This window comes from Janthinobacterium sp. ROICE36, from assembly GCF_002869965.1.
Classification (GTDB): domain Bacteria; phylum Pseudomonadota; class Gammaproteobacteria; order Burkholderiales; family Burkholderiaceae_D; genus Janthinobacterium.
Genome location: NZ_PEBS01000004.1, coordinates 1 through 26,782 on the forward strand (window position 1 = coordinate 1; position 26,782 = coordinate 26,782).

Annotated in this window: 22 protein-coding genes and 1 pseudogene; 15 read left to right on the forward strand and 8 right to left on the reverse strand. The window is 61.2% G+C overall.

All coding sequences use genetic code 11. The features are described from left to right. Nucleotides 1-129: 129 nt before the first annotated feature. The 4 genes and pseudogenes from ltrA to CSZ94_RS02630 form a co-directional block, all read left to right on the forward strand. A pseudogene (ltrA, locus tag CSZ94_RS02615) lies at nucleotides 130-1,517 on the forward strand (group II intron reverse transcriptase/maturase); the annotation flags it as partial. A 117-nt stretch (nucleotides 1,518-1,634) separates the two neighbouring features. Further along, on the forward strand, nucleotides 1,635-2,267 hold the full coding sequence (locus CSZ94_RS02620) for an ANTAR domain-containing response regulator (RefSeq protein ID WP_102120081.1): 633 nt from the start codon (nucleotides 1,635-1,637) through the stop codon (nucleotides 2,265-2,267). Nucleotides 2,268-2,293: 26 nt separating this feature from the next. After that, a complete protein-coding gene (locus CSZ94_RS02625; protein ID WP_102120082.1) occupies nucleotides 2,294-3,400 on the forward strand; it encodes an S-(hydroxymethyl)glutathione dehydrogenase/class III alcohol dehydrogenase in 1,107 nt (368 codons plus the stop codon). Between the two features lie 187 nt (nucleotides 3,401-3,587). Beyond that, nucleotides 3,588-4,442, forward strand: coding sequence for a DUF4175 domain-containing protein (locus tag CSZ94_RS02630; protein WP_146009720.1), 855 nt, complete (start codon nucleotides 3,588-3,590; stop codon nucleotides 4,440-4,442). Here the strand turns inward: CSZ94_RS02630 and CSZ94_RS02635 are convergent. Then, on the reverse strand, nucleotides 4,439-4,714 hold the full coding sequence (locus tag CSZ94_RS02635) for a hypothetical protein (protein WP_102120084.1): 276 nt from the start codon (nucleotides 4,712-4,714) through the stop codon (nucleotides 4,439-4,441). The two genes, CSZ94_RS02630 and CSZ94_RS02635, sit on opposite strands and share 4 nt — an antisense overlap. Before the next feature lie 110 nt (nucleotides 4,715-4,824). Between CSZ94_RS02635 and CSZ94_RS02640 the strand changes: the two genes are divergently transcribed. Then, nucleotides 4,825-7,134 (forward strand): UvrD-helicase domain-containing protein, encoded by a 2,310-nt coding sequence (locus tag CSZ94_RS02640; protein ID WP_102120085.1) that lies wholly within the window; start codon nucleotides 4,825-4,827, stop codon nucleotides 7,132-7,134. A 31-nt stretch (nucleotides 7,135-7,165) separates the two neighbouring features. Here CSZ94_RS02640 and CSZ94_RS02645 read toward each other — a convergent pair whose 3' ends face one another. The 3 genes from CSZ94_RS02645 to CSZ94_RS02655 all read right to left on the reverse strand — a co-directional run bounded on the left by CSZ94_RS02645 (nucleotide 7,166) and on the right by CSZ94_RS02655 (nucleotide 9,389). After that, nucleotides 7,166-7,951 carry a BPSS1780 family membrane protein gene (locus CSZ94_RS02645; RefSeq protein ID WP_102120086.1) on the reverse strand — a complete coding sequence of 262 codons (786 nt, stop codon included), beginning with the start codon at nucleotides 7,949-7,951 and terminating at the stop codon, nucleotides 7,166-7,168. Nucleotides 7,952-7,953: 2 nt separating this feature from the next. After that, nucleotides 7,954-8,910 carry a homoserine kinase gene (locus tag CSZ94_RS02650; protein ID WP_102120087.1) on the reverse strand — a complete coding sequence of 319 codons (957 nt, stop codon included), beginning with the start codon at nucleotides 8,908-8,910 and terminating at the stop codon, nucleotides 7,954-7,956. An 83-nt stretch (nucleotides 8,911-8,993) separates the two neighbouring features. Next, nucleotides 8,994-9,389, reverse strand: coding sequence for a hypothetical protein (locus CSZ94_RS02655; protein WP_102120088.1), 396 nt, complete (start codon nucleotides 9,387-9,389; stop codon nucleotides 8,994-8,996). Between the two features lie 292 nt (nucleotides 9,390-9,681). Between CSZ94_RS02655 and polA the strand changes: the two genes are divergently transcribed. The 4 genes from polA to CSZ94_RS02675 all read left to right on the forward strand — a co-directional run bounded on the left by polA (nucleotide 9,682) and on the right by CSZ94_RS02675 (nucleotide 16,370). Next, entirely contained in the window at nucleotides 9,682-12,441 is a 2,760-nt protein-coding gene (polA, locus tag CSZ94_RS02660) for a DNA polymerase I (RefSeq protein WP_102120089.1), read from the forward strand. A 31-nt stretch (nucleotides 12,442-12,472) separates the two neighbouring features. Then, the gene (locus CSZ94_RS02665; protein WP_102120090.1) at nucleotides 12,473-13,357 is read left to right on the forward strand and encodes a dienelactone hydrolase family protein; all 885 of its coding nucleotides are present in this window, start codon (nucleotides 12,473-12,475) and stop codon (nucleotides 13,355-13,357) included. 246 nt (nucleotides 13,358-13,603) lie between these two features. Beyond that, on the forward strand, nucleotides 13,604-14,362 hold the full coding sequence (locus tag CSZ94_RS02670; protein WP_052140365.1) for a ZIP family metal transporter: 759 nt from the start codon (nucleotides 13,604-13,606) through the stop codon (nucleotides 14,360-14,362). 271 nt (nucleotides 14,363-14,633) lie between these two features. Then, on the forward strand, nucleotides 14,634-16,370 hold the full coding sequence (locus tag CSZ94_RS02675; protein WP_102120091.1) for an ABC-F family ATP-binding cassette domain-containing protein: 1,737 nt from the start codon (nucleotides 14,634-14,636) through the stop codon (nucleotides 16,368-16,370). 44 nt (nucleotides 16,371-16,414) lie between these two features. Here the strand turns inward: CSZ94_RS02675 and CSZ94_RS02680 are convergent, their stop codons facing one another. The 3 genes from CSZ94_RS02680 to CSZ94_RS02690 form a co-directional block, all read right to left on the reverse strand. After that, the gene (locus CSZ94_RS02680) at nucleotides 16,415-17,266 is read right to left on the reverse strand and encodes a sulfurtransferase (RefSeq protein ID WP_102120092.1); all 852 of its coding nucleotides are present in this window, start codon (nucleotides 17,264-17,266) and stop codon (nucleotides 16,415-16,417) included. Nucleotides 17,267-17,278: 12 nt separating this feature from the next. Next, nucleotides 17,279-18,202: a DMT family transporter gene (locus tag CSZ94_RS29410; protein ID WP_102120093.1), complete on the reverse strand. Its 924-nt coding sequence runs from the start codon at nucleotides 18,200-18,202 to the stop codon at nucleotides 17,279-17,281. 61 nt (nucleotides 18,203-18,263) lie between these two features. Next, nucleotides 18,264-19,364, reverse strand: a complete 1,101-nt coding sequence (locus tag CSZ94_RS02690; RefSeq protein ID WP_102120094.1) for an aromatic ring-hydroxylating oxygenase subunit alpha — start codon at nucleotides 19,362-19,364, stop codon at nucleotides 18,264-18,266. A gap of 405 nt (nucleotides 19,365-19,769) precedes the next feature. Between CSZ94_RS02690 and CSZ94_RS02695 the strand changes: the two genes are divergently transcribed. The 6 genes from CSZ94_RS02695 (at nucleotide 19,770) to CSZ94_RS02720 (ending at nucleotide 26,095) form a co-directional block, all read left to right on the forward strand. After that, complete coding sequence (locus tag CSZ94_RS02695) at nucleotides 19,770-20,021, forward strand: exodeoxyribonuclease VII small subunit (protein ID WP_010394784.1); 252 nt, start codon at nucleotides 19,770-19,772, stop codon at nucleotides 20,019-20,021. Then, nucleotides 20,018-20,929 carry a polyprenyl synthetase family protein gene (locus CSZ94_RS02700; protein WP_258000743.1) on the forward strand — a complete coding sequence of 304 codons (912 nt, stop codon included), beginning with the start codon at nucleotides 20,018-20,020 and terminating at the stop codon, nucleotides 20,927-20,929. Before CSZ94_RS02695 ends, CSZ94_RS02700 begins: the two co-directional genes overlap by 4 nt. Then, the gene (gene dxs / locus CSZ94_RS02705; protein ID WP_102120095.1) at nucleotides 20,930-22,798 is read left to right on the forward strand and encodes a 1-deoxy-D-xylulose-5-phosphate synthase; all 1,869 of its coding nucleotides are present in this window, start codon (nucleotides 20,930-20,932) and stop codon (nucleotides 22,796-22,798) included. A 158-nt stretch (nucleotides 22,799-22,956) separates the two neighbouring features. Continuing rightward, nucleotides 22,957-25,047 carry an FUSC family protein gene (locus tag CSZ94_RS02710; protein WP_258000744.1) on the forward strand — a complete coding sequence of 697 codons (2,091 nt, stop codon included), beginning with the start codon at nucleotides 22,957-22,959 and terminating at the stop codon, nucleotides 25,045-25,047. 403 nt (nucleotides 25,048-25,450) lie between these two features. Further along, complete coding sequence (locus tag CSZ94_RS02715) at nucleotides 25,451-25,831, forward strand: glutaredoxin family protein (RefSeq protein WP_258000745.1); 381 nt, start codon at nucleotides 25,451-25,453, stop codon at nucleotides 25,829-25,831. A 72-nt stretch (nucleotides 25,832-25,903) separates the two neighbouring features. After that, nucleotides 25,904-26,095: a hypothetical protein gene (locus CSZ94_RS02720; RefSeq protein ID WP_102120096.1), complete on the forward strand. Its 192-nt coding sequence runs from the start codon at nucleotides 25,904-25,906 to the stop codon at nucleotides 26,093-26,095. Between the two features lie 55 nt (nucleotides 26,096-26,150). Here CSZ94_RS02720 and CSZ94_RS02725 read toward each other — a convergent pair whose 3' ends face one another. Then, nucleotides 26,151-26,705, reverse strand: coding sequence for a cob(I)yrinic acid a,c-diamide adenosyltransferase (locus CSZ94_RS02725; protein ID WP_102120196.1), 555 nt, complete (start codon nucleotides 26,703-26,705; stop codon nucleotides 26,151-26,153). Between the last annotated feature and the right edge of the window lie 77 nt (nucleotides 26,706-26,782).

Genomic DNA, 26,782 nt, shown 5'->3' on the forward strand with positions numbered 1-26,782 from the left:
CGGCTGTGAAGGGCTTGGGTCATGGCGCTGGCGGTGAGGTGACAGGAATCAACAGTGTACTCAACAGGCGCCTGGCTTTGAAGTAGGGCAAGCTGCGAATAGGAATATGATCACCCAATTCTAAACAGCTACAGACCCTTGCCACTACGGAGGGTCTATATTCCCAAGTCAAATGGAAAGATGCGCCCGTTGGGCATCCAACCATGCGTGACAGGGCAATGCAAGCGCTTCATCTGCTAGCTCTTGATCCAATCTTGGAAACGTTGAGTGACCCGAATTCCTATGGGTTCAGGAAAAATCGTTCGACGGCCGACGCTATGTCGCAGATATTCCTCCAGACTTGCCGGAAAGTCTCGGCAAAATGGGTATTGGACGCAGACATTGAGGGATTCTTCGATAATATCAATCACAACTGGATGATCGAGAATGTCCGCATGGACAAATTGATTTTAAAGAAGTGGTTGAAATCCGGAGTTGTTGACCGGCAGCAATTGATGGCAACCACAGCTGGAACACCACAGGGTGGCATTATCAGCCCTGCCCTTGCAAATTGGACACTGAACGGCCTCGAATCTGGACTTATGGCGCACCTTAGTGCGAAATTCGGAAAGACAAAGGCGGGAAGGTTAAAAGTCGGAGTAGTTCGATATGCGGACGATTTTGTTGTAACTGGCGCTTCGAAAGAACTGTTGGAGGACGAAATTAGGCCATGGATTGAAGGATTCCTCGCAGTCAGGGGTCTACGACTATCCGTAGCCAAGTCCAAGATCGTGCACATTGATGACGGCTTCGACTTCTTGGGGTGGAACTTCCGAAAATATTCCGGAAAACTGCTCATTAAGCCTAGTAAGAAGAACGTGAAAACGTTCTATGCCAAGCTTAGCAAGACGATCAGTGAAAACGTTGGGGCAAGGCAAGAGAATCTTATTCGACTGCTGAACCCCATGCTACGAGGTTGGGCGCAGTATCACAGCCCCGTGGTCGCGAAGGAGGCGTTTTCGGCAATGGAGTCGCTATTGTTCTGGCGGCTCCGTCGGTGGGCTGCACGCAGACATCCGATGAAAAGCAGTGATTGGATACGCCATAGGTACTGGCGCCCGATTGAGCTTAGAAGTCAGGTATTTGCAGCGGACGTTGTCACGAAAGAAGGCAGTAAGGGCGTATTGGAAATGTACTCTTTGCCGGGTACAGCCATCGTGCGTCACACGAAAATCAAAGGGGAGTACCATCCCTATGATCTGCAATGGGAAATGTATGGGGAAACCCTTCGCCAGGAACGTATGTTGAAAAACATGCAGTACCGGCGCGAGTGGGCGAGACTTTACCTTGACCAACGTGGCCTGTGCGCAATGTGTGGATACGAGATGGACATGGAAACCGGATGGCATGACCACCACATAGAATATCGTTTGGCAGGTGGCTCTGATGCCCTAGAAAATCGAGTACTATTGCATCCAAACTGCCATGCTCAAGTGCATAGCCAAAAACTAGAAGTTGTAAAGCCGGTTCCTGTATAGGAACTTTTATTATGCTTGAGCCGTGTGCGGTGAAAGTCGCACGCACGGTTCTTAGGGGGGAGAGTTTCCAGTAATGGGATTCTCCTACCCTACTTCATTACCGAGGTCCCTTTACCCATGAGTCAGCCAGCCGCCGCGAAACGCCTTATCCTGATCGTTGACGATGACCAGCTCCTGTTGGAATTCCTCGGCGAAATCCTGCGCCATGCCGGCTACGAGACGGCACTGGCCAATTCGGCCGAAGTGGCGCTGCAAATGGTCGCCCAGCGCGAGCCGGACCTGGCCTTGCTCGACATCCACATGCCGGGCATGTCCGGTCTGGAACTGGCCAAGCGCCTGCATGGCGAGACGGGCGTGCCGTTCATGTTCCTGTCCGGCAGTGGCGACAGCGAATCGGGCAAGCAGGCGGCCGCCTACGGCGCCGTCGGCTACGTGGTGAAACCCGTCGATGAAGGCCGCTTGATGCCCGCCTTCGAAGCGGGTCTGGCGCGCGCCGATGAAATCCGCCAGCTGCGTCGCACCGAGCTGAACCTGAACGCGGCGCTGGCCGCCGGCCGCGAAACGAGTTTGGCCGTGGGTTTGCTGATGGGCAAGTTCCAGACGGACCGCAACACGGCTTTCGAAGTGCTGCGCGACCATGCCCGCTCCAGCCGCCGCAAGATCAATGAAATCGCCAGCCAGCTGCTGCTGGCCGAGGAAACCCTGAACGGCTTGCATGGCGCTTTCCTCAACCGCGCGAAAGCCAAGTAAGCGTTTCAACCATACACAGGACACACATGAAAACCAAAGCAGCGATTGCATGGAAGGCGGGCGCACCGCTGACGATTGAAGAAGTCGACCTGGCCGGCCCGCGCGAGGGCGAGGTATTGGTCGAAATCAAGGCCACGGGCATTTGCCACACCGATTACTACACCCTGTCGGGCGCCGATCCGGAAGGCATCTTCCCATCCATTCTGGGCCATGAAGGCGCCGGCATCGTCGTCGACGTGGGCCCGGGCGTGAAAAGCCTGAAAAAGGATGACCACGTCATCCCCCTGTACACGCCGGAATGCCGCCAGTGCAAATTCTGCCTGTCGCAAAAAACGAACTTGTGCCAGTCGATCCGTTCGACGCAGGGCCGCGGCCTGATGCCGGACGCGACCTCGCGCTTTTCCATCGACGGCAAACCCATTTTCCATTACATGGGCACGTCCACCTTCTCGAACTACATCGTCGTGCCGGAAATTGCCCTGGCGAAGATCCGCGAAGACGCGCCGTTCGACAAGGTTTGCTACATCGGTTGCGGCGTGACGACAGGCGTGGGCGCCGTATTGTTCACGGCCAAGGTCGAGGCGGGCGCCAACGTGGTGGTGTTCGGCCTGGGCGGCATCGGCTTGAACGTGATCCAGGCAGCCAAGATGGTGGGCGCCGATAAAATCATCGGCGTGGACATCAACCCCGCGCGCCAGGCCATCGCGCGCAAGTTCGGCATGACGCATTTCGTCAACGCCAACGAGGTGGACAACGTGGTTGACACCATCGTGCAGCTGACGGACGGCGGCGCCGACTACAGTTTTGAATGTATCGGCAACACCACCACCATGCGCCAGTCGCTCGAGTGCTGCCACAAGGGCTGGGGCCAGTCCATCATCATCGGCGTGGCCGCAGCCGGCCAGGAAATCTCCACCCGTCCATTCCAGCTGGTGACGGGGCGCGTGTGGAAAGGTTCCGCCTTCGGCGGCGCACGGGGCCGCACTGACGTGCCGAAGATCGTCGACTGGTATATGGAAGGCAAGCTCAATATCGACGACCTGATCACGCACCGTTTGAAACTGGACGATATCAACCAGGGCTTCGACTTGATGAAGAGCGGCGAATCGATTCGCTCCGTCGTACTGTACTGATTGAAATACGCCGTACCACGGCGTTTTGCGGAGGCTGCGGCCTCCGTTTTTTTTCGTGCGTGATTTGCCATTCATCGCGCAAGCCTGCCGTCCAGGCCAGCCTTTGTGCAGCCTGTCGCAGCGTGCTGGAGCCGTGAGCCATCCGTCGCTACAGTCAACACTCCACTACTTTTGCGACGAGGCAGCCATGTCCACTTCCCACCGTTTGATCCTCAGCCTGGCCGGTATCGTGCTTGGCGGCAGTGCGCTGGCCGTGCAGCCGCCCGAGCCGCCCGCGCCACCGGCCGCACCGGTCGCACCCAGCAAGAAAATCAATATCTCCATGGGCAGCGGCGATGGCTATGCGCTCGTCGACAGCAGCGAAGATAACGTCACCATGGCAGGCACCGATGTCGATGGCCAGCAGATCAAGCAGTTGCAGCGTACGCTCAAGGGACATTTCCTGTGGTTCCGCGACCAGGGCAAGGGTTATGTAACGCAGGATGCCGCGCTGCTGGCACGCGTGCGCGAGGCCTGGAAGCCGTCGCAGCAGCTGGGCTTGCAGATGAGCGGTCTTGGCAAGCAGATGAGCGAGCATGGCAAGGCGATGGGCGAACTGGGCAGCAAGATGGGCGCTCATGGCCAGGCGCAGGCGAACGGCGGCACGCGCGACGCGGAGCAGTTGCAAACGCTGGGCCGCCAGCAGCAGGAACTGGGCCGCAAGCTGGGCGAGGTAGCGCGGCGCCAGGCGCAGGCGGGCACGGAAACGGCGCGCCGCGCGGCCGTGCGCGACATGGAGCGTTTGCAGCAGCAGATGGAAGATGCGCAGGACGCCATGGAAGACGGCAACGACCGCATTGCCGCTAAGCAAGAAGTCGAAGCGGCCAAGGCGGACGCGCTGTCGCGCCAGATGGATCAGCGCGGCAAGCCGATGGAAACCCTGGGCAAGCAAATGGAAGTGCTGGGACGCCAGCAGGAAAAGGCATCGAAAGCGGCCGACAAGACCACGCGCCAGGTGATCGCCCAGGCGCTCAGCGAAGGCAAGGCCAGGCTGTTGCGCTAGGCCTGCTTCCAGGTGGCGGCCACGGCGCGGTATTGCGCCGGCAGTTGCTGCCTGGCCTCGTCCACGCTGGCATACACCTCATCCTGCAGCGTTTCCCAGTGTGCATCGCAGCTGAAGCGGTAGGCGCGCGCCTCGTCGCCGTAGCGGCACACCGCCAGGCCATGGATGGCGATGCAGGCGGCGCCATCTTCGGCGGCGACATGGCCGAACGGCAAGTCGGACCAGGCCCAGGCCAGTACGCGGGCGCCGTCGAGGTGAGTGGGTGGTGTCATGGGGATAGGCGGCACTGTGGCGGGACGCCGATTGTAGCGCGCCCATGGAAAACTGGCGCGACCGCTGGACAAATGCACAGTATTTTTAGCCATGCCGGTATAATCACCGGATGCAAAATCTTCTTCACAACCTCAATCCCGAACAATTGGCTGCCGTCACCTTGCCGGCTCAGCATGCGCTGATCCTGGCTGGCGCCGGTTCGGGCAAGACCCGCGTGCTGACCACCCGCATCGCGTGGCTGATCCAGACCCAGCAGGTATCGCCGCCCGGCATCCTGGCCGTGACCTTCACGAATAAAGCCGCCAAGGAAATGCTCACGCGCCTGTCGGCCATGCTGCCGATCAACACGCGCGGCATGTGGATCGGCACCTTCCACGGCCTGTGCAACCGCTTGCTGCGCACGCACTACCGCGACGCCGCCTTGCCGCAGACCTTCCAGATCCTCGATTCGCAGGATCAGTTGTCGGTGATCAAGCGCTTGTTGAAGGCAAATAACATTGACGATGAAAAATTCCCGCCGAAGACGGTGATGTATTTCATCAACAACGCCAAGGACCAGGGCTTGCGCGCCACGGACGTGGAAGCATATGACGCGCACGAGCGCAAGATGGTCGAGCTGTACCAGATCTACGACGACCAGTGCCAGCGCGAAGGCGTGGTCGATTTTGCCGAATTGCTGCTGCGCACGTACGAATTGCTGAGTCGCAACCAGCCCTTGCGCGAGCACTACCAGGCGCGCTTCCGCCACATTCTGGTGGACGAGTTCCAGGATACGAACAACCTGCAATACAACTGGCTCAAGTTGCTGGCCGGCCACGGCAGCCGCGATGGCGGCGCCCTGTTTGCCGTCGGCGACGATGACCAGAGCATTTACGCCTTCCGCGGCGCCAATGTGGGCAATATGAGTGCCTTCGAGCACGAGTTTCAGGTCAAGAACTTGATCAAGCTGGAGCAGAACTATCGCTCGCACGGCCACATCCTTGACAGCGCTAACGTGTTGATTGCGAACAATAGCAAGCGCCTGGGCAAGAATCTGCGCACGGACGCGGGCCATGGCGAGCAGGTGCGTGTGTACGAAGCCAGTTCCGACTTGCAGGAAGCGCAGTGGATCATCGAAGAGGCGAAAAGTCTGATCGCCGACGGTGCCTCGCGCAGTGAAATCGCCATTCTGTACCGCTCGAACGCGCAGTCGCGCGTGATCGAACATGCGCTGTTTTCAGCCAGCATTCCCTATCACGTGTATGGCGGCCAGCGCTACTTCCAGCGCGCCGAGGTCAAGCACGCGATTGCTTACTTGCAATTGATGGACAATCCGCACAACGATTCCGCTTTCTTGCGCGTGGTCAATTTCCCCACGCGTGGCATCGGCATGCGCTCGATCGAGCAATTGCAGGCCGCGTCGGAGCAGTACGGCATCTCGCTGTACGCGTCCGTGCCCTATGTGGCGGGCAAGGCGGGCAGCGTGCTGGCTGGCTTCGTCAAGCTGATCGAAGGCGTGCGTTTCGAAACGCAGCAACTGTCGTTGCCGGAAATGGTGCGCGTCGTGCTGGAGGCGAGTACCTTGCTGCAGCATTATCAGAATGAAAAGGAAGGCGCCGACCGCATTGAAAACCTGGAGCAGATGGTCAGCGCGGCCAGCCAGTTCGTTTCCGAAGAAGGTTTCGGCCAGACTGCACCGGCCCACTTGGGGCCGGCCGCCCAGGCGCAGTCCGGCGCAGCCGTGGTGAACCAGGATGGCATCGAAATTCTGGATGCCGATGCGCCGCTGCCGGCCGTGATGTCGCCCCTGTCCGCGTTTTTATCGCACGCGTCGCTGGAAGCAGGCGATAACCAGGCGCAGGCGGGTCAGGATGCGTTGCAGATGATGACCGTGCACTCGGCCAAGGGCCTGGAATTCGACAACGTCTTCATCACCGGCCTGGAAGAGGGCCTGTTCCCGCACGAAAGCAGTTCGAAGGAAGACAACGGCGTGGAAGAGGAGCGCCGGCTGATGTACGTGGCCATCACGCGCGCGCGCAAGCGGCTGTACATGAGTTTTTCGCAGACGCGCATGCTGCATGGCCAGACGCGCTACAACATGAAGTCGCGCTTCTTCGACGAATTGCCGGAAGAAGCGTTGAAATGGCTGTCGCCGAAGGTGCAGGCGAACTGGTTCGGCAACCGCAAGTCGGCCTGGGACGAGGCGCCGCGCGTGGCCAGCCTGGGTTCGGACAATGCGATTGCGCAAAAGATCGCGCAAAAAACCACGGGCGGAGGCTGGCGCATCGGCGAATCGGTGGCGCACGCCAAATTCGGCGAAGGCGTGATCGTCAATATCGAAGGCGGTGGCGGCAATGCGCGCGCGCAAATCAATTTCGGCCAGCACGGCATGAAGGTGCTCGATCTTGGCATCGCCAAACTGGAACGGCTGGGACGCTAAGTTAGCTGCCCCCAGTTTTTTGCTGGTGGGATTACTGCTTGTCCAGCGACACCGTCTTGCTGTCCTCGGCGGGAACGCCGAAGATCTGGCGGTAGGCGGCGTAGAACGAGCAATGCATGATGATGGTGAGTAGCATCGACAGCGGCATCATCACCTGCATCATCAGCGGCGTGCGGCCAAAGATGACGGCCAGCAACTGGCTGGTGACGACGCTGATGGCGAACCAGGTGGAAGCGAAGACGATAAAGGCCGACAGCGAACGCCAGACGGCGAAAAAGCTGAAGAACAGCGACTTGCCCAGGCCGGTTTTTCGCCAGTAGATCAGCGGCGCGGCAAAGCAGAAGGCCATGGCGGCCGGCACATACAGCACGATGGCCAGCAGGATGCCCAGGCCCAGGCGCGATTCGGGGATGGCGGTGCGCGCCGCTTCTTCCGACAGTTGCCCGGTGACCAGTTGCCACAGCAAGCCGTCGTCCACCAGGGTCGAGGCGCCGATGGCAACGATGGCCATCAGGATGTACAGCACGCCCAGGCCCAGCAGGGAAGGAAACGCCGGCTTGCGGAAGCCCGAGATCAGCAGGCTGGGCAAGACGCGCTTGCCCTGGTCGATATGCAGGCAGCCTTGCACGAAGGCCACGGAAAACACGGGCACCAGGATGACAGGCAGCAACTGGCCGAGCAGGGGCACGATGCTGACGGCCAGCATGCAGAACATATAGCCGAGAAACAGCATCGACATGCCGCCAGGTTGCTTGCGAAACAGGCCGAAGCCTTGTTTCACCCATTGCCAACCTGTACTTGCAGGTAATTTTTCCATGTTTAAAACAGTTCCGGAGCAGATGTGGCGATACGTTCGCGCAGAATGCGTTCGAAATGCGCCGGATCGTGCGGGGTCAGCATTTCCGCTTCGCGCGGCTGGTAATAATCGTACAGGCGTGACAGCCAGAAGCGCAGCGCGGCGGCGCGCAGCATCGCTTGCCATGCCGTCTGTTCTTCGTGCGTGAACGGGCGCACGGCCCGGTAGGCGTCGAGCAGGGCGCGCGCGCGCACCGTGTCGAGCACGCCCGTGGCCAAGTCCACGCACCAGTCGTTGACGGTGACGGCGACATCGAACAGCCAGGTGTCGCAACCGGCAAAGTAAAAGTCAAAAAAGCCCGTCAGTTGCTCGCCGTCAAACATGACATTATTGCGAAACAAGTCGGCATGCACGGGACCGCGCGGGATGGCTTTATACGTATCGCAGGCAGCAAAGGCGTCCTGGAAATGGATTTCCGCGCGCAGCAGATGCGCCCTGGCATCATCGAGGTGGTGCAAGACCAGCGGCGTGGTGGCGTTCCACCACTGCAGGCCACGCAGATTCGGCTGCTGCAAAGGGAAATCGCGGCCCGCCAGGTGCATCTTCGCCAGCATGGCGCCGACAGCGGTGCAATGCACGGCTTGCGGCAGCATCTGCGAGCTGCCGTCGAGTTTGCTGACGATGGCGGCCGGCTTGCCTTGCAAGGCCGTCACCAGTTCGCCATCGGCATTGGCGATCGGCGCGGGCACCAGCACGCCCCGGTCCGCCAAATGACGCATCAGTTGCAGATAAAACGGCAATTGCTCGAAGCTGAGATTCTCAAAGATCGTCAGCACATATTCGCCGCGCTCCGTGCTCAGGAAGAAATTGCTGTTTTCGATGCCGGACGCGATGCCCTTGAGCGCCAGAGGTTTGCCGAGTGGAAACTGCGTGAGCCACTGGCCGATATCGTCCAGGTGTAGCGCGGTAAAAACTGCCATGGGAAAGAGAGGAATGGTCTAAAAGGTCAAAAAAAGCCGGCTGCCCCGCAGGTGGCCGGGGCAGGGCAGAAGAGAGTGGCTGCTTACTTCGCTGCCGGGGGCGGTGCTGGCGCGTCTGCGGCCTCTTCATCGCGTTGTTTCTGTTTCTTCTTGCCCAGGTCGAATTCCAGCACTTTCCATTGCGGGCCGCGCAGGGCGTTGCCGTTGGCCTGGTCGGCGCCGGCGGCCGGTTTCATGTAATAGGTGCTGCCGCCGCTGGTGACTTTCACTTCGGACGTCACGCCCGCTTCGCGTTTCTCGGTAATCTGCTGCTTGGCGGCGGCCGGTGTCACGGTGATGGGCGCTTCGCCCATTTCCTCGATACGTTCGAGCTGTGGTGGCGCTTCGCTCGGTTTGGCCGGCGTCTGGGCGCTGGCAAGGGCCGAACATGCCAGCAGGGGCAGGGCGAGGAATGTCCAGAGTGTCGATGTACGCATCATGATGGGTTCGCTTCCATGTGTGGGACTGCAGCGCATGCAGTGGAGTATTGCCGTCAATTTATCTATAAGGCATTGTAACAAACTGGGTGGCAATGCTGTTTAAATGAGCGGAAATAGGGCCCGGCTGTCAGTCGGGCGGCCAAGCGGGGCGCCAGCCGTGGCAAACTGCGCAAAAAACGCGGGCCGCGTCCCCGGTGGCGCGGGCCTAAACTCTGCGATAATTGGGCGATATTTCACCCGCCTGCCGCAGTTTCTTCCCGGCCGGCGCGGCTCACCTCATTTTATTGGCATTATGCAAAACACCCTGCTGTTAGTCGACGGTTCCAGTTACCTTTATCGTGCCTTCCATGCGCTGACCGACCTGCGCAGCCCGGACGGCTATCCCACGGGCGCCATGCACGGCATGGTCAATATGTTGCGCCGCCTGCGCGCCGATTACCCGGCCGCCTACATCGCCTGCGTGTTCGATGCCAAGGGCAAAACCTTCCGCGACGATATGTATCCCGAATACAAGGCCACGCGCGCCTCGATGCCGGACGACCTGCGTTTGCAGATCGAACCGATACACGAAGCCGTGCGCGCCATGGGCTGGCCGATCTTGATGGTCGACGGCGTGGAAGCCGATGACGTGATTGGTACTTTGGCCGTGCAGGCGGCGGCCGCCGGCATGAACGTGGTGGTGTCGACGGGCGACAAGGATCTGGCGCAGCTGGTCAACAGCCAGGTGACCCTGATCAACACCATGAGCAATGAAACGCTCGACGAAGCGGCCGTGCTGGCCAAGTTCGGCGTGCCGCCGAACCGCATCATCGATTATCTGTCGCTGATCGGCGATACGGTCGACAACGTGCCGGGCGTGTCGAAATGCGGCCCGAAAACGGCCGTCAAATGGCTGACCTTGTACGACAGCCTGGAAGGCGTGATGGAAAACGCGGCCAAGGTGGGCGGCGCCGTGGGTGAACACCTGCGCACGGCCCTGCCTTGGCTGCCGCAGGCGCGCGCTTTGATCACCGTCAAGACCGATTGCGATTTGTCGCAGCACATGACAACGATCGCCGACTCGCTGGTGGCGAAACACGAAGACAAGGAAGCCTTGCTGGCCTTCTTCAACCGCTATGGCTTCAAGGCGCTGCTGCGCGAACTGGGCGCCACGCCGCCGCCGATGTCGCCCGTCGGCGCCCCTGTCGCCGGTGGCGCTGCTGCCAACACGACAGGCGACATGTTTGCCGATGCCGCACCTCAGGTGGAAGCCGTATATGAAACCGTGCTGACCGACGAGCAGCTGGACAAATGGATCGCCCTGATCGATGCGGCGGCTCTGACGGCCGTGGACACGGAAACCACCTCGCTGGAACCGATGACGGCGCAAATGGTCGGCATTTCCCTCGCCGTGGCCGAGCACAGTGCTTGCTACATCCCGCTGGCGCACGATTACGCGGGCGCGCCGGACCAGTTGACGCGCGAACACGTGCTGGCGAAACTGCGTCCGTGGCTGGAAGACGCGAACAAGCCCAAGCTGGGCCAGAACCTCAAGTATGACAGCCACATCTTCGCCAACCATGGCGTGACCTTGCGCGGCATCGCCCACGATACCCTGCTGGTATCGTATGTGTTCGAATCGCACAAGAAGCACGACATGGACAGCCTGGCCCTGCGCCACCTGAATTACACGACGATTCCCTTCGAGGATGTGTGCGGCAAGGGCGTCAAGCAGATCACCTTCAACCAGGTGGCAGTCGCGCAGGCGGCGAAATATGCGGCCGAGGATGCCGACATCACCTTGCGTTTGTACAATAATATGTGGGGCAATGTAGCGAACGATGAAAAGCTGACCTTCATCTATGAACAGATCGAGATGCCGACGGCCGTGGTCTTGCAAAAGATCGAGCGCAACGGTGTGCTGATCGATGACGAGTTGCTCAATATCCAGTCGGCCGAGCTGGCCGTCAAGATACTCGAGCTGGAAAAGAAGGCATATGAGCTGGCCGAGCAGCCGTTCAATTTAGGTTCGCCCAAGCAGATCGGCGAAATCTTCTTTGAAAAGCTGAAGCTGCCGGTGGTCAAGAAAACCCCGACGGGCGCGCCATCGACGGATGAAGAAGTGCTGCAAAAGCTGGCCGAGGACTATCCGCTGCCGAAAGTGCTGCTGGAATACCGCGGCATGGCCAAGCTGAAATCGACTTACACGGACAAATTGCCGAAGATGATCAACGTCACCACGGGCAGGGTGCACACGAACTATGCGCAAGCCGTGGCCGTGACGGGGCGTTTGGCGTCGAATGACCCGAACTTGCAGAATATCCCCATCCGCAGCGCGGAAGGCCGCCGCATCCGCGAAGCCTTCATTGCGCCACCGGGCAGCCATATCGTCTCGGCCGACTATTCGCAGATCGAATTGCGCATCATGGCGCATATCTCGGGCGACGAAGCCATGCTGCGCGCGTTTGCCGACGGCATCGATATTCACCGCGCCACGGCGGCCGAAATCTTCGGCGTGCCGGCGGCGGAAGTACAGAACGAACAGCGCCGCTACGCCAAAGTCATCAACTTCGGGCTGATCTACGGCATGAGCGCGTTTGGCCTGGCCGGTAACTTGGGCGTGGACCGCACGGCCGCGCAAAGCTATATCGACCGTTACTTCGCGCGTTTTTCCGGCGTGAAACAGTACATGGAAGATACGCGCCAGCAAGCCAAGGCGCGCGGCTACGTGGAAACCGTATTTGGCCGCCGTCTGTGGTTGCCGGAAATTAACTCGCCGAACGGCCCGCGCCGCCAGGGCGCGGAACGGGCGGCGATTAACGCACCGATGCAGGGCACGGCAGCCGATCTGATCAAGCTGGCCATGATTGCCGTGCAAGGCTGGCTGGAAACGGACGGCTTGCAGACGAAGATGATCATGCAGGTGCACGATGAACTGGTGCTGGAAGTGCCGGACGCCGAGCTCGAATTGGTCAAGCGCAAGCTGCCGGAACTGATGGCGGGCGTGGCCGCGCTGAAAGTGCCGCTGACGGCCGAGGTGGGCGTTGGAAAGAACTGGGACGAAGCGCACTAATTTATAAACGCAACATTTTCAGGAGAAACGCATGAGCGACATGATCACCGATTGTGAAAGTTTGCTGGGCCAGAGCAGCTTGTCCGGGCCGGATGGCCGGCGTGGTTTCCTGAAGGTGGCGCTGGGAACGGGCTTTGCCGTGGCTGTGCTGCCCGTGGCGGCGCAAAACGTCATCAAGACCGATTCCGCCGGCCTCGTCACGAGCACCATGTCGGTGATGGTCGATGGCCAGGCCGTGCCCGTGTATGCGGCGCAGCCGGAGGGCAAGACGGGCTTGCCCGTGGTTTTGGTCATTTCGGAAATCTTTGGCGTGCATGAACATATCGCCGACATGGCGCGCCGCTTCGCCAAACACGGTTATCTGGCGCTGGCGCCCGATTTGTTCGTGCGCCAGGGCGATCCTAGCAAGGTGGCCAGCATTCCGGAACTCATGAAAGGCATCATCGCCAAGACGCCGGACGCGCAAGTGATGGCGGACCTCGATGCCGTTGTTGCGTGGGCGAAACAGAATGGCGGCGACACCAGCCGCCTGGGCATTACGGGCTTTTGCTGGGGCGGGCGCATCACGTGGTTGTACGCGGCGCATAATCGGGCCGTCAAGGCGGGCGTGGCCTGGTATGGCCGCCTGGTGGGCGAAACGAGCCCCTTGCAGCCGAGCAACCCCATCGATATCGCCGCCAGCTTGAAAGTCCCCGTGCTGGGCTTGTACGGCGGCAAGGATACGGGCATCACGCAGGAATCGATCGCCAAGATGAAGGACGCGCTGGCCAAGGGCGGCAACAAGTCGGAATTTGTCGTCTACCCCGATGCGGGACATGCCTTCAACGCCGATTACCGCCCCAGTTATGTGGCCGCCGATGCGAAAGACGGCTATGCGCGCTGCCTGGCCTGGTTCAAGACACACGGCGTGGCGTGACGCCGCAACAGCTCAATACCTGAATTTTCCAGAAGTTGAACCGAAAGGCGTACCGGGCTGTAAAATGCCCGGTACGCGTCAATGCAGTACAATTGCATCTTCATCGCGCTACGCTGCCGCCAAACGCGCAAAAAATTAAACAATAGATAACAACGCATTCATCAGGCCAGACGCCAGCATCGCGGCGCCAGTGACCCGGCGCCATTTTGAGGTAAGAAAATCATCGATCCCGTCCTTATATCCATTTTGCTCGCGACCACGATCGCGGGCGTGTTCAGCATTACTGCGGCGGCGATCTTTTCGTTTGCATTCTTATCCAAAGTGGTCGAGCGCATGGTCAGCTTGTCCGTCGGCATCATGTTGTCGACGTCCTTGCTGCACGCCTTGCCCGAAGCGTTCGAATCGCAGGCCGATCCGCGCAGCCTGTTCGCCACCTTGCTGGCGGGCTTGCTGGCCTTTTTCATGCTGGAAAAATTCGCCATCCTGCGCCATTCGCACCACCACGAAGGCGATGGACATCACCATGCCCATGGCCACGACAAGCACGAAGCGGGCAAGGCCGGCTGGATGATCCTCGTCGGCGACGGCATGCACAACTTTACGGACGGCATTTTGATCGCCGCCGCCTTCCTGGCCGACCCGAAGCTGGGCCTGGTGACGGGCCTGGCCATCATCGCGCATGAAATTCCACAGGAAATCGGCGATTTCATCGTGCTGCTCAATGCGGGCTTCTCGCGTTTGCGCGCCTACATCTTCAATCTGCTGTGCAGCCTGATGGCGGTGGCCGGGGGCTTGCTCGGCTATTTCACCCTGGACCGCGCCAGCAATTTGATTCCTTATGTGCTCGTGTTCGCCTCGTCCGGCTTCATCTATATCGCCTTGAGCGACCTGATGCCGCAGATGCAGCGCCGCGCCACCCTGCGCGAAACCATTCCGCAAGTGCTGTTGATCGCGCTGGGCGTGTGCATCGTGCTGTTCCTGACGCATAAGCGCCACGGTGGTTGATGTACTGACGCGACGCGTGTAGTATTGCCTTTCTGACTAACTTGCACAGAAAGGAGGAAAATATGGAAATTTTTATGCTCGCCCTATGGGATGCGCGTTCTTTAAGCACATTTGCCAGCTCTTGCCCACGTTCTATCGCGCTGCGATAACCTGGCCAGAGCAAAGCCACCCTCCTGAATAGAGTTTTTCTCTAGAGTTCTTTCTCGGCTCACGGTTTTCGTTAGCGCTCCTGTTAACGCGGATGCTTGCATCCCGAACAAAGACAAGAGCCATGACAACCCTTATCTCTACCCAAGCTTTACAGCTGGAGACCCACGACGGTTTCCTCTTCAACGAACTCGCCTTTACCTTGCGCCAGGGTGACCGCATCGGCCTGATCGGCCACAATGGCTGCGGCAAATCCACCTTGCTGGGCTTGCTCAGCGGCACGCGCGAGGCCACGTCCGGCACCATCCATGTCGCTCGTGCCTGCCGCTTGCAGCACGTGGAGCAGCACTTGCCGGCCGAACTTGCCAGCCTGAGCCTGTACGATGCCTTGCTGGCGCCCGTGCTGGAGCAGCCCGAGCTGCATTGGCGCGTCGACAGTCTGCTGACCGAACTGGGCTTTGACCTTGAAACGGCGCAAGTGCCCGTGCATTCGCTGTCCGGCGGCCAGCACACGCGTCTGCTGCTGGGGCGCGCCCTGTTGCAGGAACCGAACGTGCTGCTGCTCGACGAACCGAGCAATCACCTGGATTTGCCATCGCTGCTGTGGCTGGAGCAATTCCTGTTGACATGGCGCGGCGCCTTCATCCTCGTCTCGCACGACCAGCGCCTGCTCGACAACGTGGCCACGCGCAGCTGGATCTTGCGCGATAGCCGGCTGTACGATGTCGACCTGCCCTGCGGCCCCGCGCTGGCGGCGCTGGCCGAGGCGGACGTGGCCGCTGCCGCCCGGCATGCGACCGAACAGAAGGAAATCGACCGCCTGGCCGTCAGCAGCACCCGCCTGGCGCTGTGGGGCAAGATCTACGATAACGTCGGCATGGCGCGCAAGGCTAAAAGCATGCAGCGGCGCATCGACAAGCTGCAGGACGAGCAATCGTTCGTCAGCGATGGCGCGCCCTGGCGTTTGAGCCTGCGCGGCAAGGCGCTGGCGGCCGACCAGCTGCTGGCGCTCGATGGGCTGGACGTGCGCGCCGTACCTGTTTCCCCGCTGCTGTTCCAGGTCGGCCAGGTCTGGCTGAAACCGGGCGACCGGGTCGCCTTGCTGGGTGCCAACGGCAGCGGCAAGTCGTCGCTGCTGCGCCTGTGCTGGCAATCGATACAGGCGCAGGAGGAACGTGCGGACTTGCGCTACCACCACGCGGCCAATATCGGCTATTACGACCAGTCGCTCAGGCAACTGGCCGACGCTGCCGATTTGTCCGACGCCTTGTATCCGTTTGCCGTGCAAAACGAGGTGGCGCGCAGTCAGGTAGCGCGCAAGCAAGCCTTGATTTCAGCCGGTTTCCCGTATGCGCGCCATGGCCAGACGGTGGCGACTCTGAGCGGCGGCGAGCGGGCGCGGCTGCTGTTCCTGGGGCTGTCGCTGGCCAGTTATCACTTGCTGCTGCTCGACGAACCGAGCAACCACTTGGACATGCAGGGCAAGGCGGAACTGGGGCAAGCCCTGCGCGGCTTTGCAGGCGGCTGTTTATTGGTATCGCACGACCGCGACCTGATCGAGACGGCCTGCAACCGTTTTTGGGTAGTGGCCGCTGGCCAGCTGGAAGAGTGGCCGGATGCGGCCAGCGCGTATGCACGCCTGAGCGCGGAAGACGGGCAGGCGTCGTTGCCCGCGCCGCGCGTGGAGCATGCGTCTGCGGTGCTGACGGACATCGACGTGCAGCTGGAGCGTTTGTGCGAACTGGAGCAATTGCTGGCGGAAGACCTGGCGAGAAAACCGCGCCATCAGAAGCCGGCCAGCCAGCAGGCGTGGCAGGCGGAACTGGAACGGCTGAATCAAGCGCTGGGGATAACGTCGTAGTTATCCACTGATAAAGGTGGCGAACCAGATGGTTCGCCTTTTTTTTAATTGCCCGTGGCCACGGGTCGCGCCGGATCTGCGCACCATTCGCTCCACGAGCCCGGATACAGCGCCGCGCCAGGCAAGCCGGCCACTTCCAGAGCCAGCAAGTTATGGCAGGCCGTCACGCCGGAGCCACACTGCAGGATAGTAGATTCAGCCGTACTGATTAGGCCCGCGAATTCCTGCTCCAGTTCTTGAGCGGATTTGAAACGACCGTCCGCCTGCAGGTTATCCTTGAAGAAACGATTTTTCGCGCCGGGGATGTGGCCGCCCACGGGATCGATGGTTTCGTTTTCGCCGCGATAACGGTCGGGCGCGCGCGCGTCGATGACACTCAAGGCCTGGGTTTCCAGGTTGGTCATCACGTCCTGCACGCTGACCGTGCGCGTCAGGCTGGGTTTTTCCGTGAGCTTGCCGATAGGGCGCGGTGCCACGGGCGTGACCAGCGGCAAGCCTTGTGCCTGCCAGGCGGCCAGGCCGCCGTCCAGCACGGCAACGGCCGGATGGCCGACCCAGCGCAGCAGCCACCACAGACGGGCGGCGAACATGCCGCCCTGGCCGTCATAGGCGATGACTTGCGTGTCCTCATTGATGCCCCAGCCGCGCAAGGTGGCCAGCAGGACATTGCGCTCGGGCAAGGGATGTCGTCCGGTAAATTGGGGCCCGCGTGCCGTCTTGGAGCCGGACAGGGCCGTGTCGATATCGGCAAACTGCGCGTTCTGGACGTGGCCGGCGGCAAACGCATCGCTGCCGGCCGTGGGATTGAGCAAGTCGTGGCGGCAATCGAGGATCACCCAGTTGCTGTCCTGCAACTGGCTGGCCAGTTCCTTGGCCTGGATTAAGGTTGTATACAAGGTAAGCACTCCTTAGACTTCGCTGGCGATGGGATCCGTGCGCGCGATGGCGGCGCCACGGGCCGTGTTGCGGGTATTGTAATAGGTTGCCGCGATACCGGAGGCGAGGATGACGCCGATGCCGGCCCAGCCATGCCAGTCGAACAGGTCGCCAAAGATCACCACGCCCCAGAAGCTGGAAAAGACGATGCCCGTGTATTGCAAATTAGCAACAACGAGGGTCTTGCCCAGGCGATAGGCGCGCGTCATGGCCATCTGCGCCATGGTGGCGCACAGGCCGATGGCGGCCAGCAAGCCGATGCCATAGCCGCTCGTGTGCGCATGCCAGACCACGGGGCCGCCGCCGGCGCTGGCCACATGGCCGATCACGCCGGCCAGGAAATTGACGACCGAGAAATAGAAGACGACGCGGTATTCGGGTTCGCCCAGCAAGCCCAGTTTGCGCACCTGCAAGTAGGCGAGGGCCGACAGCATGCCGGAAATCAAGGCAGTGACGGCGCCACCTACCTGGTCGGTCTGGAACACGGGTTGCAGCAGCAGGGTCACGCCGACAAAGCTCATGGCAATCGCCGCCACCAGCGGCCACTCGACTTGCTTCGTCGCTTTCCACCAGCCACCGGCCAGCAGAATCACGGCGATCCAGATGGGCGCCATGTAATTGAGGGTCATGGCGGTGGCCAGCGGCAGGATGGCGATGGCATAAAACCACAGCCACAGGGCGATCACGCCCACCACGCCGCGCCACAGATGCTGGCCCGGCATCGTGGTTTTAAAGCTGCCGCCCTGGTACAGGATGGTGCAGCTCATGACGGTCATGCCGATGATGCCGCGGTACATGACGATTTCGGAGGTCGAATACAACTCCGACGCCAGTTTTACGCACACGCCCATGATGGCGAACATGAAACTGGCAAATAGCATCCACAACGATTGCATTGGATTCCTGGGAAATGGGAGGATAAAAAAAGGGCCGCGTCATGCGGCCCCTCTACTGATATTACAGTTCGATATTGTTGCGGTACCAATCATGGAAGTGCTGCATGCCATCTTCCATGGGCGACTGGTAAGGGCCCACTTCGTTTTCGCCGCGCGCCATCAGGGCCTTGCGGCCCGCGTCCATGCGCAGGGCGATCTCATCGTCCTCGACGCAGGTTTCCATGTAGGCAGCCCGTTCTGCGTCGACGAAGTCGCGCTCGAACAACACGATTTCCTCTGGGTAATAGAACTCCACCACATTGCGCGTTTTTTGCGGGCCGTCCGGCCACAGGGTAGAGACGATCAGCACGTGCGGATACCATTCGACCATGATGTTCGGATACAGGGTCAGCCAGATGGCGCCATACGGCGGCACTTCGCCACCGCGGAATTGCAGCACCTGCTCCTGCCATTTTTTATAGGCGGGCGTACCGGCCTGCTGCAAGCCGCGGTGCACGCCCACCGTTTGCACGCTGTAATCCTTGCCGAATTCCCAGCGCAGGTCGTCGCAGCTGACAAAGCTGCCCAGGCCCGGGTGGAACGGTTCCACGTGATAATCCTCGAGGTAGACTTCGATGAAGGTCTTCCAGTTGTAGTCGCACGCGTGGATTTCCACGTGGTCGAACATGTAAGCGGAAAAATCGAGGTCTTTCGAGACGGACAAATCTTTCAATTTTTCCATCACGTTGTAGCCATTTTGCTCGAACAGCAAGCCATTCCAGCTTTGCAGCGGCGTTTTCGACAGGTTCAGGCACGGCGTCTCGGGGAAATGCGGCGCGCCGATCAATTCACCCTTGAGGTCGTAGGTCCAGCGGTGCAGCGGGCAGACGATATGCTTCGCATTGCCGCGGCCATTGAACATCAGCGCCTGCCGGTGGCGGCACACGTTGGACAGCACTTCGATGCCATTGGCGTTATGCACGAGCATGCGCCCTTCGTTCTCAGACGCCAGGGTCGCAAAATCGCCGGTTTCCGGCACCATCAGCGCATGCCCGACATAGCGCGGGCCGGCTTGGAACAATTGCTGCATTTCACGCTGCAACAGCGTTTCGTCAAAATAGACGTGGACCGGAAGTTGCGCGTTTGAACGCGCCAGCTTGGCGTGAGTAGCCAGATCGGACATCCCAACCCCCCATAAATGTACAACGGTCAGCAGTGCCCCAGGCCATTCCCTGGGCAACCGCTACAGAGAGAAAGAATCCGCAAAGACCTGAATTCAAATTTGTTGAAACGGTATTTCGGACAGAACCGGCGATTATAGCGCGTATCGGCCTCGGCATTGGCAAACCCCTCCGGCAAATAGTCTATTAATGAGAAAGATTGTCATTTACCGCGCAATTTCCGGCCGATGGGGGCGATTGCGCTAGAATTGACTGCCAAGCTGGCAACGTCTTCCCCTTCGAGCACGCCGATTGCGCTTTAGTTTTCACTTAATAGTGTGGTTTGTTCTAAAATAACGCTTCTATGCTGGCCGGGAGTCCCCGGCGTCTCCCTACATACCCCACGTGCCACGAAGAGATCTGAGTCTATGTCGAAGAAATTAACTGCCGCTGCCGCAGCGCCGGCCTCGTTTGAAGAGGCAATGGCGGAACTGGCGCAGCTGGTAACGCAAATGGAAGCGGGCCAGTTGCCGCTGGAAGCATCGGTCGCGGCGTATCAGCGCGGCTCGGAACTGGTCAAGTATTGCGCCACCCAGCTCGACAGTGTCGAAGCGCAGGTGAAAGTACTGGAAGGCGACATGTTGAAACCGTTCGTGGATGCTGGCGAGGCCGCGCTATGACGGCCAGCATGCAGCAAGACGGCGTGACCTTCGGCGACTGGATGCAAGCCACCCAGTCCGGCGTGGAAGGCCGGCTCGACCAGTTTTTACCTTCGGCAGATGTGGTGCCGCACAAGCTGCACGCGGCCATGCGCTATGCGCTCTTGGGCGGCGGCAAGCGCGTGCGCCCGCTGCTGGTGATGGCGGCCGGTGAATTGTTTGATGCCGATCAAGACACCCTGGCGCGCGCCGCTTGCGCGCTGGAAATGATTCACGTGTATTCGCTCGTGCATGATGACATGCCGTGCATGGATGACGATGCCTTGCGCCGTGGCAAGCCTACCGTGCACATCGCCTACGATGACGCGACGGCGCTGCTGGTGGGCGACGCGCTGCAATCGCAGGCGTTCATGCTGCTGGCCGATGGCGCGGCGATTCCACCCGCGCGGCAAATGGCGATGCTCAAGCTGCTGGCGCACGCGGCGGGCTCAGCCGGCATGTGCGGCGGCCAGGCGATCGACCTCGACAGTGTCGGCCTGGCCTTGAGCTTGCCGCAACTGGAACAGATGCATCAACTCAAAACGGGTGCCTTGCTGCGCGCGGCCGTGATCCTTGGTGCGCTGGCCGGCAAGGACTTGATGCCAGACGAGATGACGGCGCTGAATGCGTATGCGCGCGCCGTCGGACTGGCGTTCCAGGTGGTGGACGACGTGCTCGACGCCACGGCCGACTCGGCCACCCTGGGCAAGACGGCGGGCAAGGATGCGGCCGCCAACAAGCCCACCTACGTATCGATTTTGGGGCTGGAACCATCGAGAGCCCTGGCAGAACAATTGCGGTGCGACGCCCATGCGGCGCTGGCGCCATTCGGGGACAAGGCACGCCGTTTGCGCGAGCTGGCGGACCTGGTCGTGCAGCGGAAGGCATAAATGAAACTGTTAGAAACCATCAATGAACCAGCGCAAGTGCGCAAGCTGGCCCGCTCGCAACTGGTGCCGCTGGCGCAGGAACTGCGCAGCTTCCTGCTCGATTCCGTTTCCAAGACGGGCGGCCACCTGTCGTCCAACCTGGGAACGGTCGAGCTGACCGTCGCGCTGCACTACGTGTTCAACACGCCGCACGACCGCATCGTGTGGGATGTGGGCCACCAGACCTATACACACAAGATACTCACGGGCCGGCGCGAGCGCATGCATACCCTGCGCCAGAAAGATGGCATTTCCGGCTTCCCGAAGCGCGACGAGAGCGAGTACGACACCTTCGGCACGGCGCATTCGTCGACGTCGATCTCGGCCGCGCTGGGCATGGCGCAGGCCGCCAAGATCAAGGGCGACCCGCTGCACGCGATCGCCGTGATCGGCGACGGCTCGATGACGGCCGGCATGGCTTTCGAGGCGATGAACAATGCGGGCGTGCAGGAAGACATCAACCTGCTGGTGATTTTGAACGACAACGACATGTCGATCTCGCCGCCTGTGGGTGCGCTGAACCGCCACCTGGCGCGTTTGATGTCGGGCCAGTTCTATGCGGCGGCAAAAAATGTCGGCAAGTCTGTCTTGCCCGGCCCCGTGCTGGAACTGGCGAAGCGTTTTGAAGAGCACGCCAAGGGCATGGTCGTGCCCGCCACCATGTTCGAGGAATTCGGTTTTAACTATATCGGCCCCATCGATGGTCACGACCTCGATTCGCTGATCCCGACCTTGCAAAATATCAAGCAATTGAAGGGCCCGCAATTCCTGCACGTGGTCACCAAGAAGGGCCAGGGCTACAAGCTGGCGGAGGCGGAACCGATTTTGTACCACGGCACGCCGAAATTCAATCCGGCAGAGGGCATCAAGCCGGCCACGGCGCCGGGCAAGATGACGTACACGGAAGTGTTCGGCAACTGGCTGTGCGACATGGCCGCGCACGACAAGCGCCTGGTGGGCATCACGCCGGCCATGCGCGAAGGCTCGGGCATGGTCAAGTTCGAACAGCAATTCCCGGCCCGCTACTTTGACGTCGGCATTGCCGAGCAGCACTCGGTGACGTTTGCCGCTGGCCTGGCTTGCGAGGGCCTCAAACCCGTCGTGGCCATCTATTCCACCTTCCTGCAGCGCGCCTACGATCAGTTGATTCACGATGTGGCGCTGCAAAACCTGGACGTGACGTTCGCGCTGGACCGCGCCGGCCTGGTGGGCGCCGATGGCGCCACGCATGCGGGCAACTACGACATGGCGTTCTTGCGCTGCATCCCGAACATGCTCATCATGGCCGCGTCGGACGAAAACGAATGCCGGCAAATGCTCACCACGGGCTACCATTATCCGGGCCCGGCAGCCATCCGCTATCCGCGCGGCGCCGGTGCCGGCGTGGCCATCGTGCCGGAACTCACCAGCATTGAAATTGGCAAGGGCGAAGTCAAACGCCACGGCAAGCGCATCGCCATCCTGGCCTTCGGTTCCATGGTGGCGCCGAGTGTCGCGGCCGGCGAGAAGCTCGACGCGACGGTCGCCAACATGCGTTTCGTCAAGCCGCTCGACGTGGCGCTGGTGAAGCAGCTTGCCGCTGAGCATGATTATCTGGTGACGGTGGAAGAGGGCTGCATCATGGGTGGCGCCGGTTCGGCCGTGGCCGAGGCCCTGGCGGCTGAGGCCATCGTCAAGCCGATTTTGATGCTGGGCTTGCCGGACGTCTTCATCGACCATGGCGACCCCGTGCAACTGCTGAAAAGCGTGGGCCTCGATGCCACTGGCATCGCCGCGTCGATCGAGCAGCGTTTCCCGGCCGCAGGTCCGCGCCTGGCGATGGTCAGCTAAGCGTATCGGTACGCGCATAGAAGCGGCACTGCGGTGCCGTTTTTTTGGTGCGCAGGAATTTTACGCTGCACTGCAACATTGTTAGCCCGGGAATGCTACGATGACGCTTTGATACCTACTCAAAGTCCACCTTGCATTTCAGGAAACTCCACCGCCGTGTGCGCGCACTGGCCGGCCGCTGGCTGGCGGGCATGCACGCCTACACCGATACCCTGTCGCAGCGCCGTCCGCTATGGATGGTCACGCTGGCCATCGACGAAACGAATCTGTCCGAGGGACTGCGGGCTGCCTGCGCCTCGAGTGCCATGCTGCTCTTGGGCTTGCTGTTCGACCACCCCGATTTTTCCTGGGCCGCCATCGGCGCCTTCTGGACCTGCCTGGCTGACGCGGCCGGCACGCGGCGCATGCGTTTTGTCTCGATGCTGGGTTTCGGCTTGCTGTCGACGGTCGCCGGCGGCCTGACGGCGCTGGCGGCTGGCCATGGCCTGGCGACGGCCGCCATTGCCGTGCTGCTGTTTTCCTGGGCCGGCGCGCTGGCGCGCATCTGGGGCGCGGCCACGGGGCAAGTGGCCATCCTGGCGGCCACGGCCTGCGTGGTGATGGTCACGCATCCGCTCGCATCGATGACGCAGACGGCGCCTTTCCTGGGCCTGTACATGTTTGGCTGCCTGTTTGCCACCGTGCTCAGTTTTACCGTCTGGCGCATCCACCCGTTTAGCCCGGCCCGGCGCGCGATACGCGCCGCGTATTCGCGCCTGGCCGGCATTGCGCGCGACAATGCGCGTTTCCTGGCGCAGGACCCCGCGTTGCCGGACGCCGCCGCGCATGGCGCCAGCTACCGTTCTCAGGCGCGCGCCGCGCTGGAAGCGGCGCGCGTGGCGCGGGCCGCCGTGCCGCCCGCGCGCGCGGGCCGCAGCGCCCTGTACGACAACCTGCTGCTGGCGCTCAGCGACGCCGAGCGCATCTTCGCCTATCTGATCGCCGTCACGCATACCTGCGAGCGCGAGCAGCAGCGTTTGCGCCAGGACCCGCGCGCGCGGCGCAGCCTGGAAGTGATGGCCGTGCTGCTGCGCCGCCTGGGGCAAGCCGTGCAGCGCCAGCCGGAAACGCCGCCCCTGGCCTTGCAGCGCCGCCTGGCCGCGTGCGGACGGCGCCTGGAAGCGGCGCTGGGCGCCTTGCTGCCGCTGCGCCTGAACGTGGAATTCATGGAACTGGGCTTGCCGCGCGCGACGCAGCTGCCGTGGCGCGAGGCGGCTTTCCTGGCGCTGGGGCAGGCATGGCAAACGGCGAAAGTCAACGCCACGCCACAGTCGCTGAGCTGGCGCCACGCGGCGCGCGTGTCGCTGGCGACGACGGCCGGCTTCCTGCTGGTCGAGGCGCTACACATTCCGTTTGGCTACTGGGCCACCATGGCGACCTTGCTGATACTGCAGCCGTCCGTGTCGACCACCTGGCCGCGCGGCATCGAACGGGTCGCTGGCAGCGTGCTGGGCGCCGTGCTGGCCGTGCTGATCGGTCTGGCGGTCCATACGCCGCTGGCGATCTCGCTGGTGGTGTTTCCCCTGATCGTCGCCACCATGGCCTTGCGCCGCGTCAGCTACAGCCTGCACGTGCTGTTCATGACGCCGGCCTTTGTGCTGGTGGCCGACTATGCGGCGCCGGCCAGCGAAATGGTGTATGCCGCGAGCCGCCTGGGCAACAATGTGCTCGGCTGCATGCTGGCCCTGCTGGCCACGTTTTTACTGTGGCCCGACCGCGAGGCGGACGACCTGGACCAGCGCCTGGCGAAGGCCGTGTCGGCCAACCTGAAATACCTGCTGGCCGTGCTGGCGGCAGGCGGCCGCTGGGATAGCGCCATCGCCCGCCTGCGCCGCGAGGCGGGGCTGGCCAGCAATAACGCCGAACAAGTGCTGCAGCGCCTGCGCATCGAACGCCGCCTGGACCGCAGCAGCGGCGTGGGCCTGGCGGCGCTGCGCACCTTGCCGCTGCTGCGCCGCGTGGCGGGCAGCACGGCGCGCATCAGCCTCAGTCCCCAGGCCGAGCCGGCGCCGCCCGAGCTGCAACGCTGGATTGCCGCCGTCAGCGGGGAAATCGATGCCTTGCTGCGCGGCGCAGCCGATGCCAGCGCGCCTGGTCCCTGCGTTGCCGAGGGCTTGACTGCGCTGCAAGCCGATGCCGTGGCCCAGGTGCAACTGCTGCGCGGCTTGCTGCGCGAGCATGTGCTGGCGATGCAGAGCGGCGCGCGCTAACTTTCTCGCGCTGTCGCGTTTTTCCGGCGTGTCAGCCGTTCGCTCTGCTTGCGGCGCCAATATTGTATAGACGTTTGGCGTCTCCCAATCTCTCCAAAGTCCACATTTAAAGGGCTTTCCCACTATATTTTCCATACTGGAAAATTATCGAAAGGAAACGTTGACTCTAAAATAAGTGCGGTCTATATTGGGTTTTGTAGCAAGCAAAGGTGAAATTTCTGACGACTGATCTGACGCGATTGCCTGGCTTGCCGGGTGCAATAGCTGACATGGAGAGTCGTGAATGAAAAAGATTGCACTTTTCCTGTTCGCCGTCGGTGTCAGCGCGCCTATTCTGCAGGAGCTGCTGGAAAGCGCAAGCTACGTCGGCCGACTTCGATCCTCTACGCCTCTGATACTACCTATGATGCAGAAAAAAATGAAGACGATCGCCATGTATGGCTTGATCCTGGTCGCTGGCCTGGGCAGCGGTTATGCCCTGTCCTTGCTGCCCGGCTTGCTCAAGTCGAATGACACTGAGGGTAATTACGCCGCGTATTTCCCGAATGCCCAGGCGAAGGTGGTGTTGTACGGCACGCACTGGTGCGGTTATTGCGCCAAAACGCGCGCGTACTTCAAGGAAAACAAGATCGAATTCGTCGATCTCGATATCGAGAAATCCCCGGCAGCGAAAAAAGCCCACGAGGAACTCGGCGGCGGCGGCGTGCCGGTGGTGCTGATCGGCAACCGCAAGATACAGGGGTTCAATACGGGCGCGCTGGAAGCGGCGCTGAAGAAAATCTGATTGCCGGATGGCGCGTAAGAGACGGCGCGCCATGGATGTTGCCCATCGTCTGTCAATTCAACAGGAGTGCTTATGTTTAAAAAACTGGGTTTCTTTTTGTTTGCCATGGGTGTCAGCGCCTCGTATGCGATCGCTGGCGGCGGGTCGGAATGCTATTCGCAATGCGATGACAATCTGGAACAGTGCATGATTAAACATCCGACCGCGCCAGGCGCCTGCACCAAGATTCATCAGATGTGCTACGACCGCTGCGCTCAAGACTAGCATTCAATAAAGTTTGCCGGCTGGCCAGGACTCCGGCCAGGCCGGCAGTGGCGGCTTATCCCCGCGTGCGCTCATGCCGCCACAGCACGTCGCTGCCGCCGGCAAAGCGGTTCAGCACGCGCGACAGCACGAACAGCAAGTCCGACAGGCGGTTCACGTATTGACGCGGATGTTCATGGATGGTTTCCGCATTCGCCAGCGCGACGATGCTGCGCTCGGCGCGGCGGCACACGGTGCGGCACACATGCGCGAGCGAGGCGGCGCGCGACCCGGCCGGCAGGATGAATTCAGAGAGGGCCGGCAAATCCGCATTGTATTTTGCCAGTAAATCATCGAGGCGCAGCACGTGCTCTTCCTTGATCAGCTGGTAGCCGGGGATGCAGATTTCTCCGCCCAGGTCGAACAGATCGTGCTGGATGGCCACCAGCTCCTCGCGCAAGGCGTCGGGCATGGCTTCGCACAGCAGCAAACCAATATTCGAGTTCAGTTCATCCACGTCGCCCATGGCGTGGATGCGCGCGCTGTCCTTGCTGGTGCGGCTGCCGTCGCCCAGGCCGGTGCTGCCATTGTCGCCCGTGCGCGTGGCGATTTTCGAAAGTCGATTACCCATGATGCGGATCCTGTCAAAGAAGAATGGGGCAGCATACGACACTGCGCGCCGCCTGGCCCCGGATTTGGCGTCGAAAT

Excerpts from the sequence above, each read along its gene's own strand:
- CSZ94_RS02620 (WP_102120081.1), top strand. The coding sequence starts at position 1,635 with ATGAGTCAGCCAGCCGCCGCGAAACGCCTTATCCTGATCGTTGACGAT.
- CSZ94_RS02625 (WP_102120082.1), top strand. The coding sequence starts at position 2,294 with ATGAAAACCAAAGCAGCGATTGCATGGAAGGCGGGCGCACCGCTGACG.
- CSZ94_RS02630 (WP_146009720.1), top strand. The coding sequence starts at position 3,588 with ATGTCCACTTCCCACCGTTTGATCCTCAGCCTGGCCGGTATCGTGCTT.
- CSZ94_RS02635 (WP_102120084.1), bottom strand. The coding sequence starts at position 4,714 with ATGACACCACCCACTCACCTCGACGGCGCCCGCGTACTGGCCTGGGCC.
- CSZ94_RS02640 (WP_102120085.1), top strand. The coding sequence starts at position 4,825 with ATGCAAAATCTTCTTCACAACCTCAATCCCGAACAATTGGCTGCCGTC.
- CSZ94_RS02645 (WP_102120086.1), bottom strand. The coding sequence starts at position 7,951 with ATGGAAAAATTACCTGCAAGTACAGGTTGGCAATGGGTGAAACAAGGC.
- CSZ94_RS02650 (WP_102120087.1), bottom strand. The coding sequence starts at position 8,910 with ATGGCAGTTTTTACCGCGCTACACCTGGACGATATCGGCCAGTGGCTC.
- CSZ94_RS02655 (WP_102120088.1), bottom strand. The coding sequence starts at position 9,389 with ATGATGCGTACATCGACACTCTGGACATTCCTCGCCCTGCCCCTGCTG.
- polA (WP_102120089.1), top strand. The coding sequence starts at position 9,682 with ATGCAAAACACCCTGCTGTTAGTCGACGGTTCCAGTTACCTTTATCGT.
- CSZ94_RS02665 (WP_102120090.1), top strand. The coding sequence starts at position 12,473 with ATGAGCGACATGATCACCGATTGTGAAAGTTTGCTGGGCCAGAGCAGC.
- CSZ94_RS02675 (WP_102120091.1), top strand. The coding sequence starts at position 14,634 with ATGACAACCCTTATCTCTACCCAAGCTTTACAGCTGGAGACCCACGAC.
- CSZ94_RS29410 (WP_102120093.1), bottom strand. The coding sequence starts at position 18,202 with ATGCAATCGTTGTGGATGCTATTTGCCAGTTTCATGTTCGCCATCATG.
- CSZ94_RS02690 (WP_102120094.1), bottom strand. The coding sequence starts at position 19,364 with ATGTCCGATCTGGCTACTCACGCCAAGCTGGCGCGTTCAAACGCGCAA.
- CSZ94_RS02695 (WP_010394784.1), top strand. The coding sequence starts at position 19,770 with ATGTCGAAGAAATTAACTGCCGCTGCCGCAGCGCCGGCCTCGTTTGAA.
- CSZ94_RS02700 (WP_258000743.1), top strand. The coding sequence starts at position 20,018 with ATGACGGCCAGCATGCAGCAAGACGGCGTGACCTTCGGCGACTGGATG.
- dxs (WP_102120095.1), top strand. The coding sequence starts at position 20,930 with ATGAAACTGTTAGAAACCATCAATGAACCAGCGCAAGTGCGCAAGCTG.
- CSZ94_RS02715 (WP_258000745.1), top strand. The coding sequence starts at position 25,451 with ATGATGCAGAAAAAAATGAAGACGATCGCCATGTATGGCTTGATCCTG.
- CSZ94_RS02720 (WP_102120096.1), top strand. The coding sequence starts at position 25,904 with ATGTTTAAAAAACTGGGTTTCTTTTTGTTTGCCATGGGTGTCAGCGCC.
- CSZ94_RS02725 (WP_102120196.1), bottom strand. The coding sequence starts at position 26,705 with ATGGGTAATCGACTTTCGAAAATCGCCACGCGCACGGGCGACAATGGC.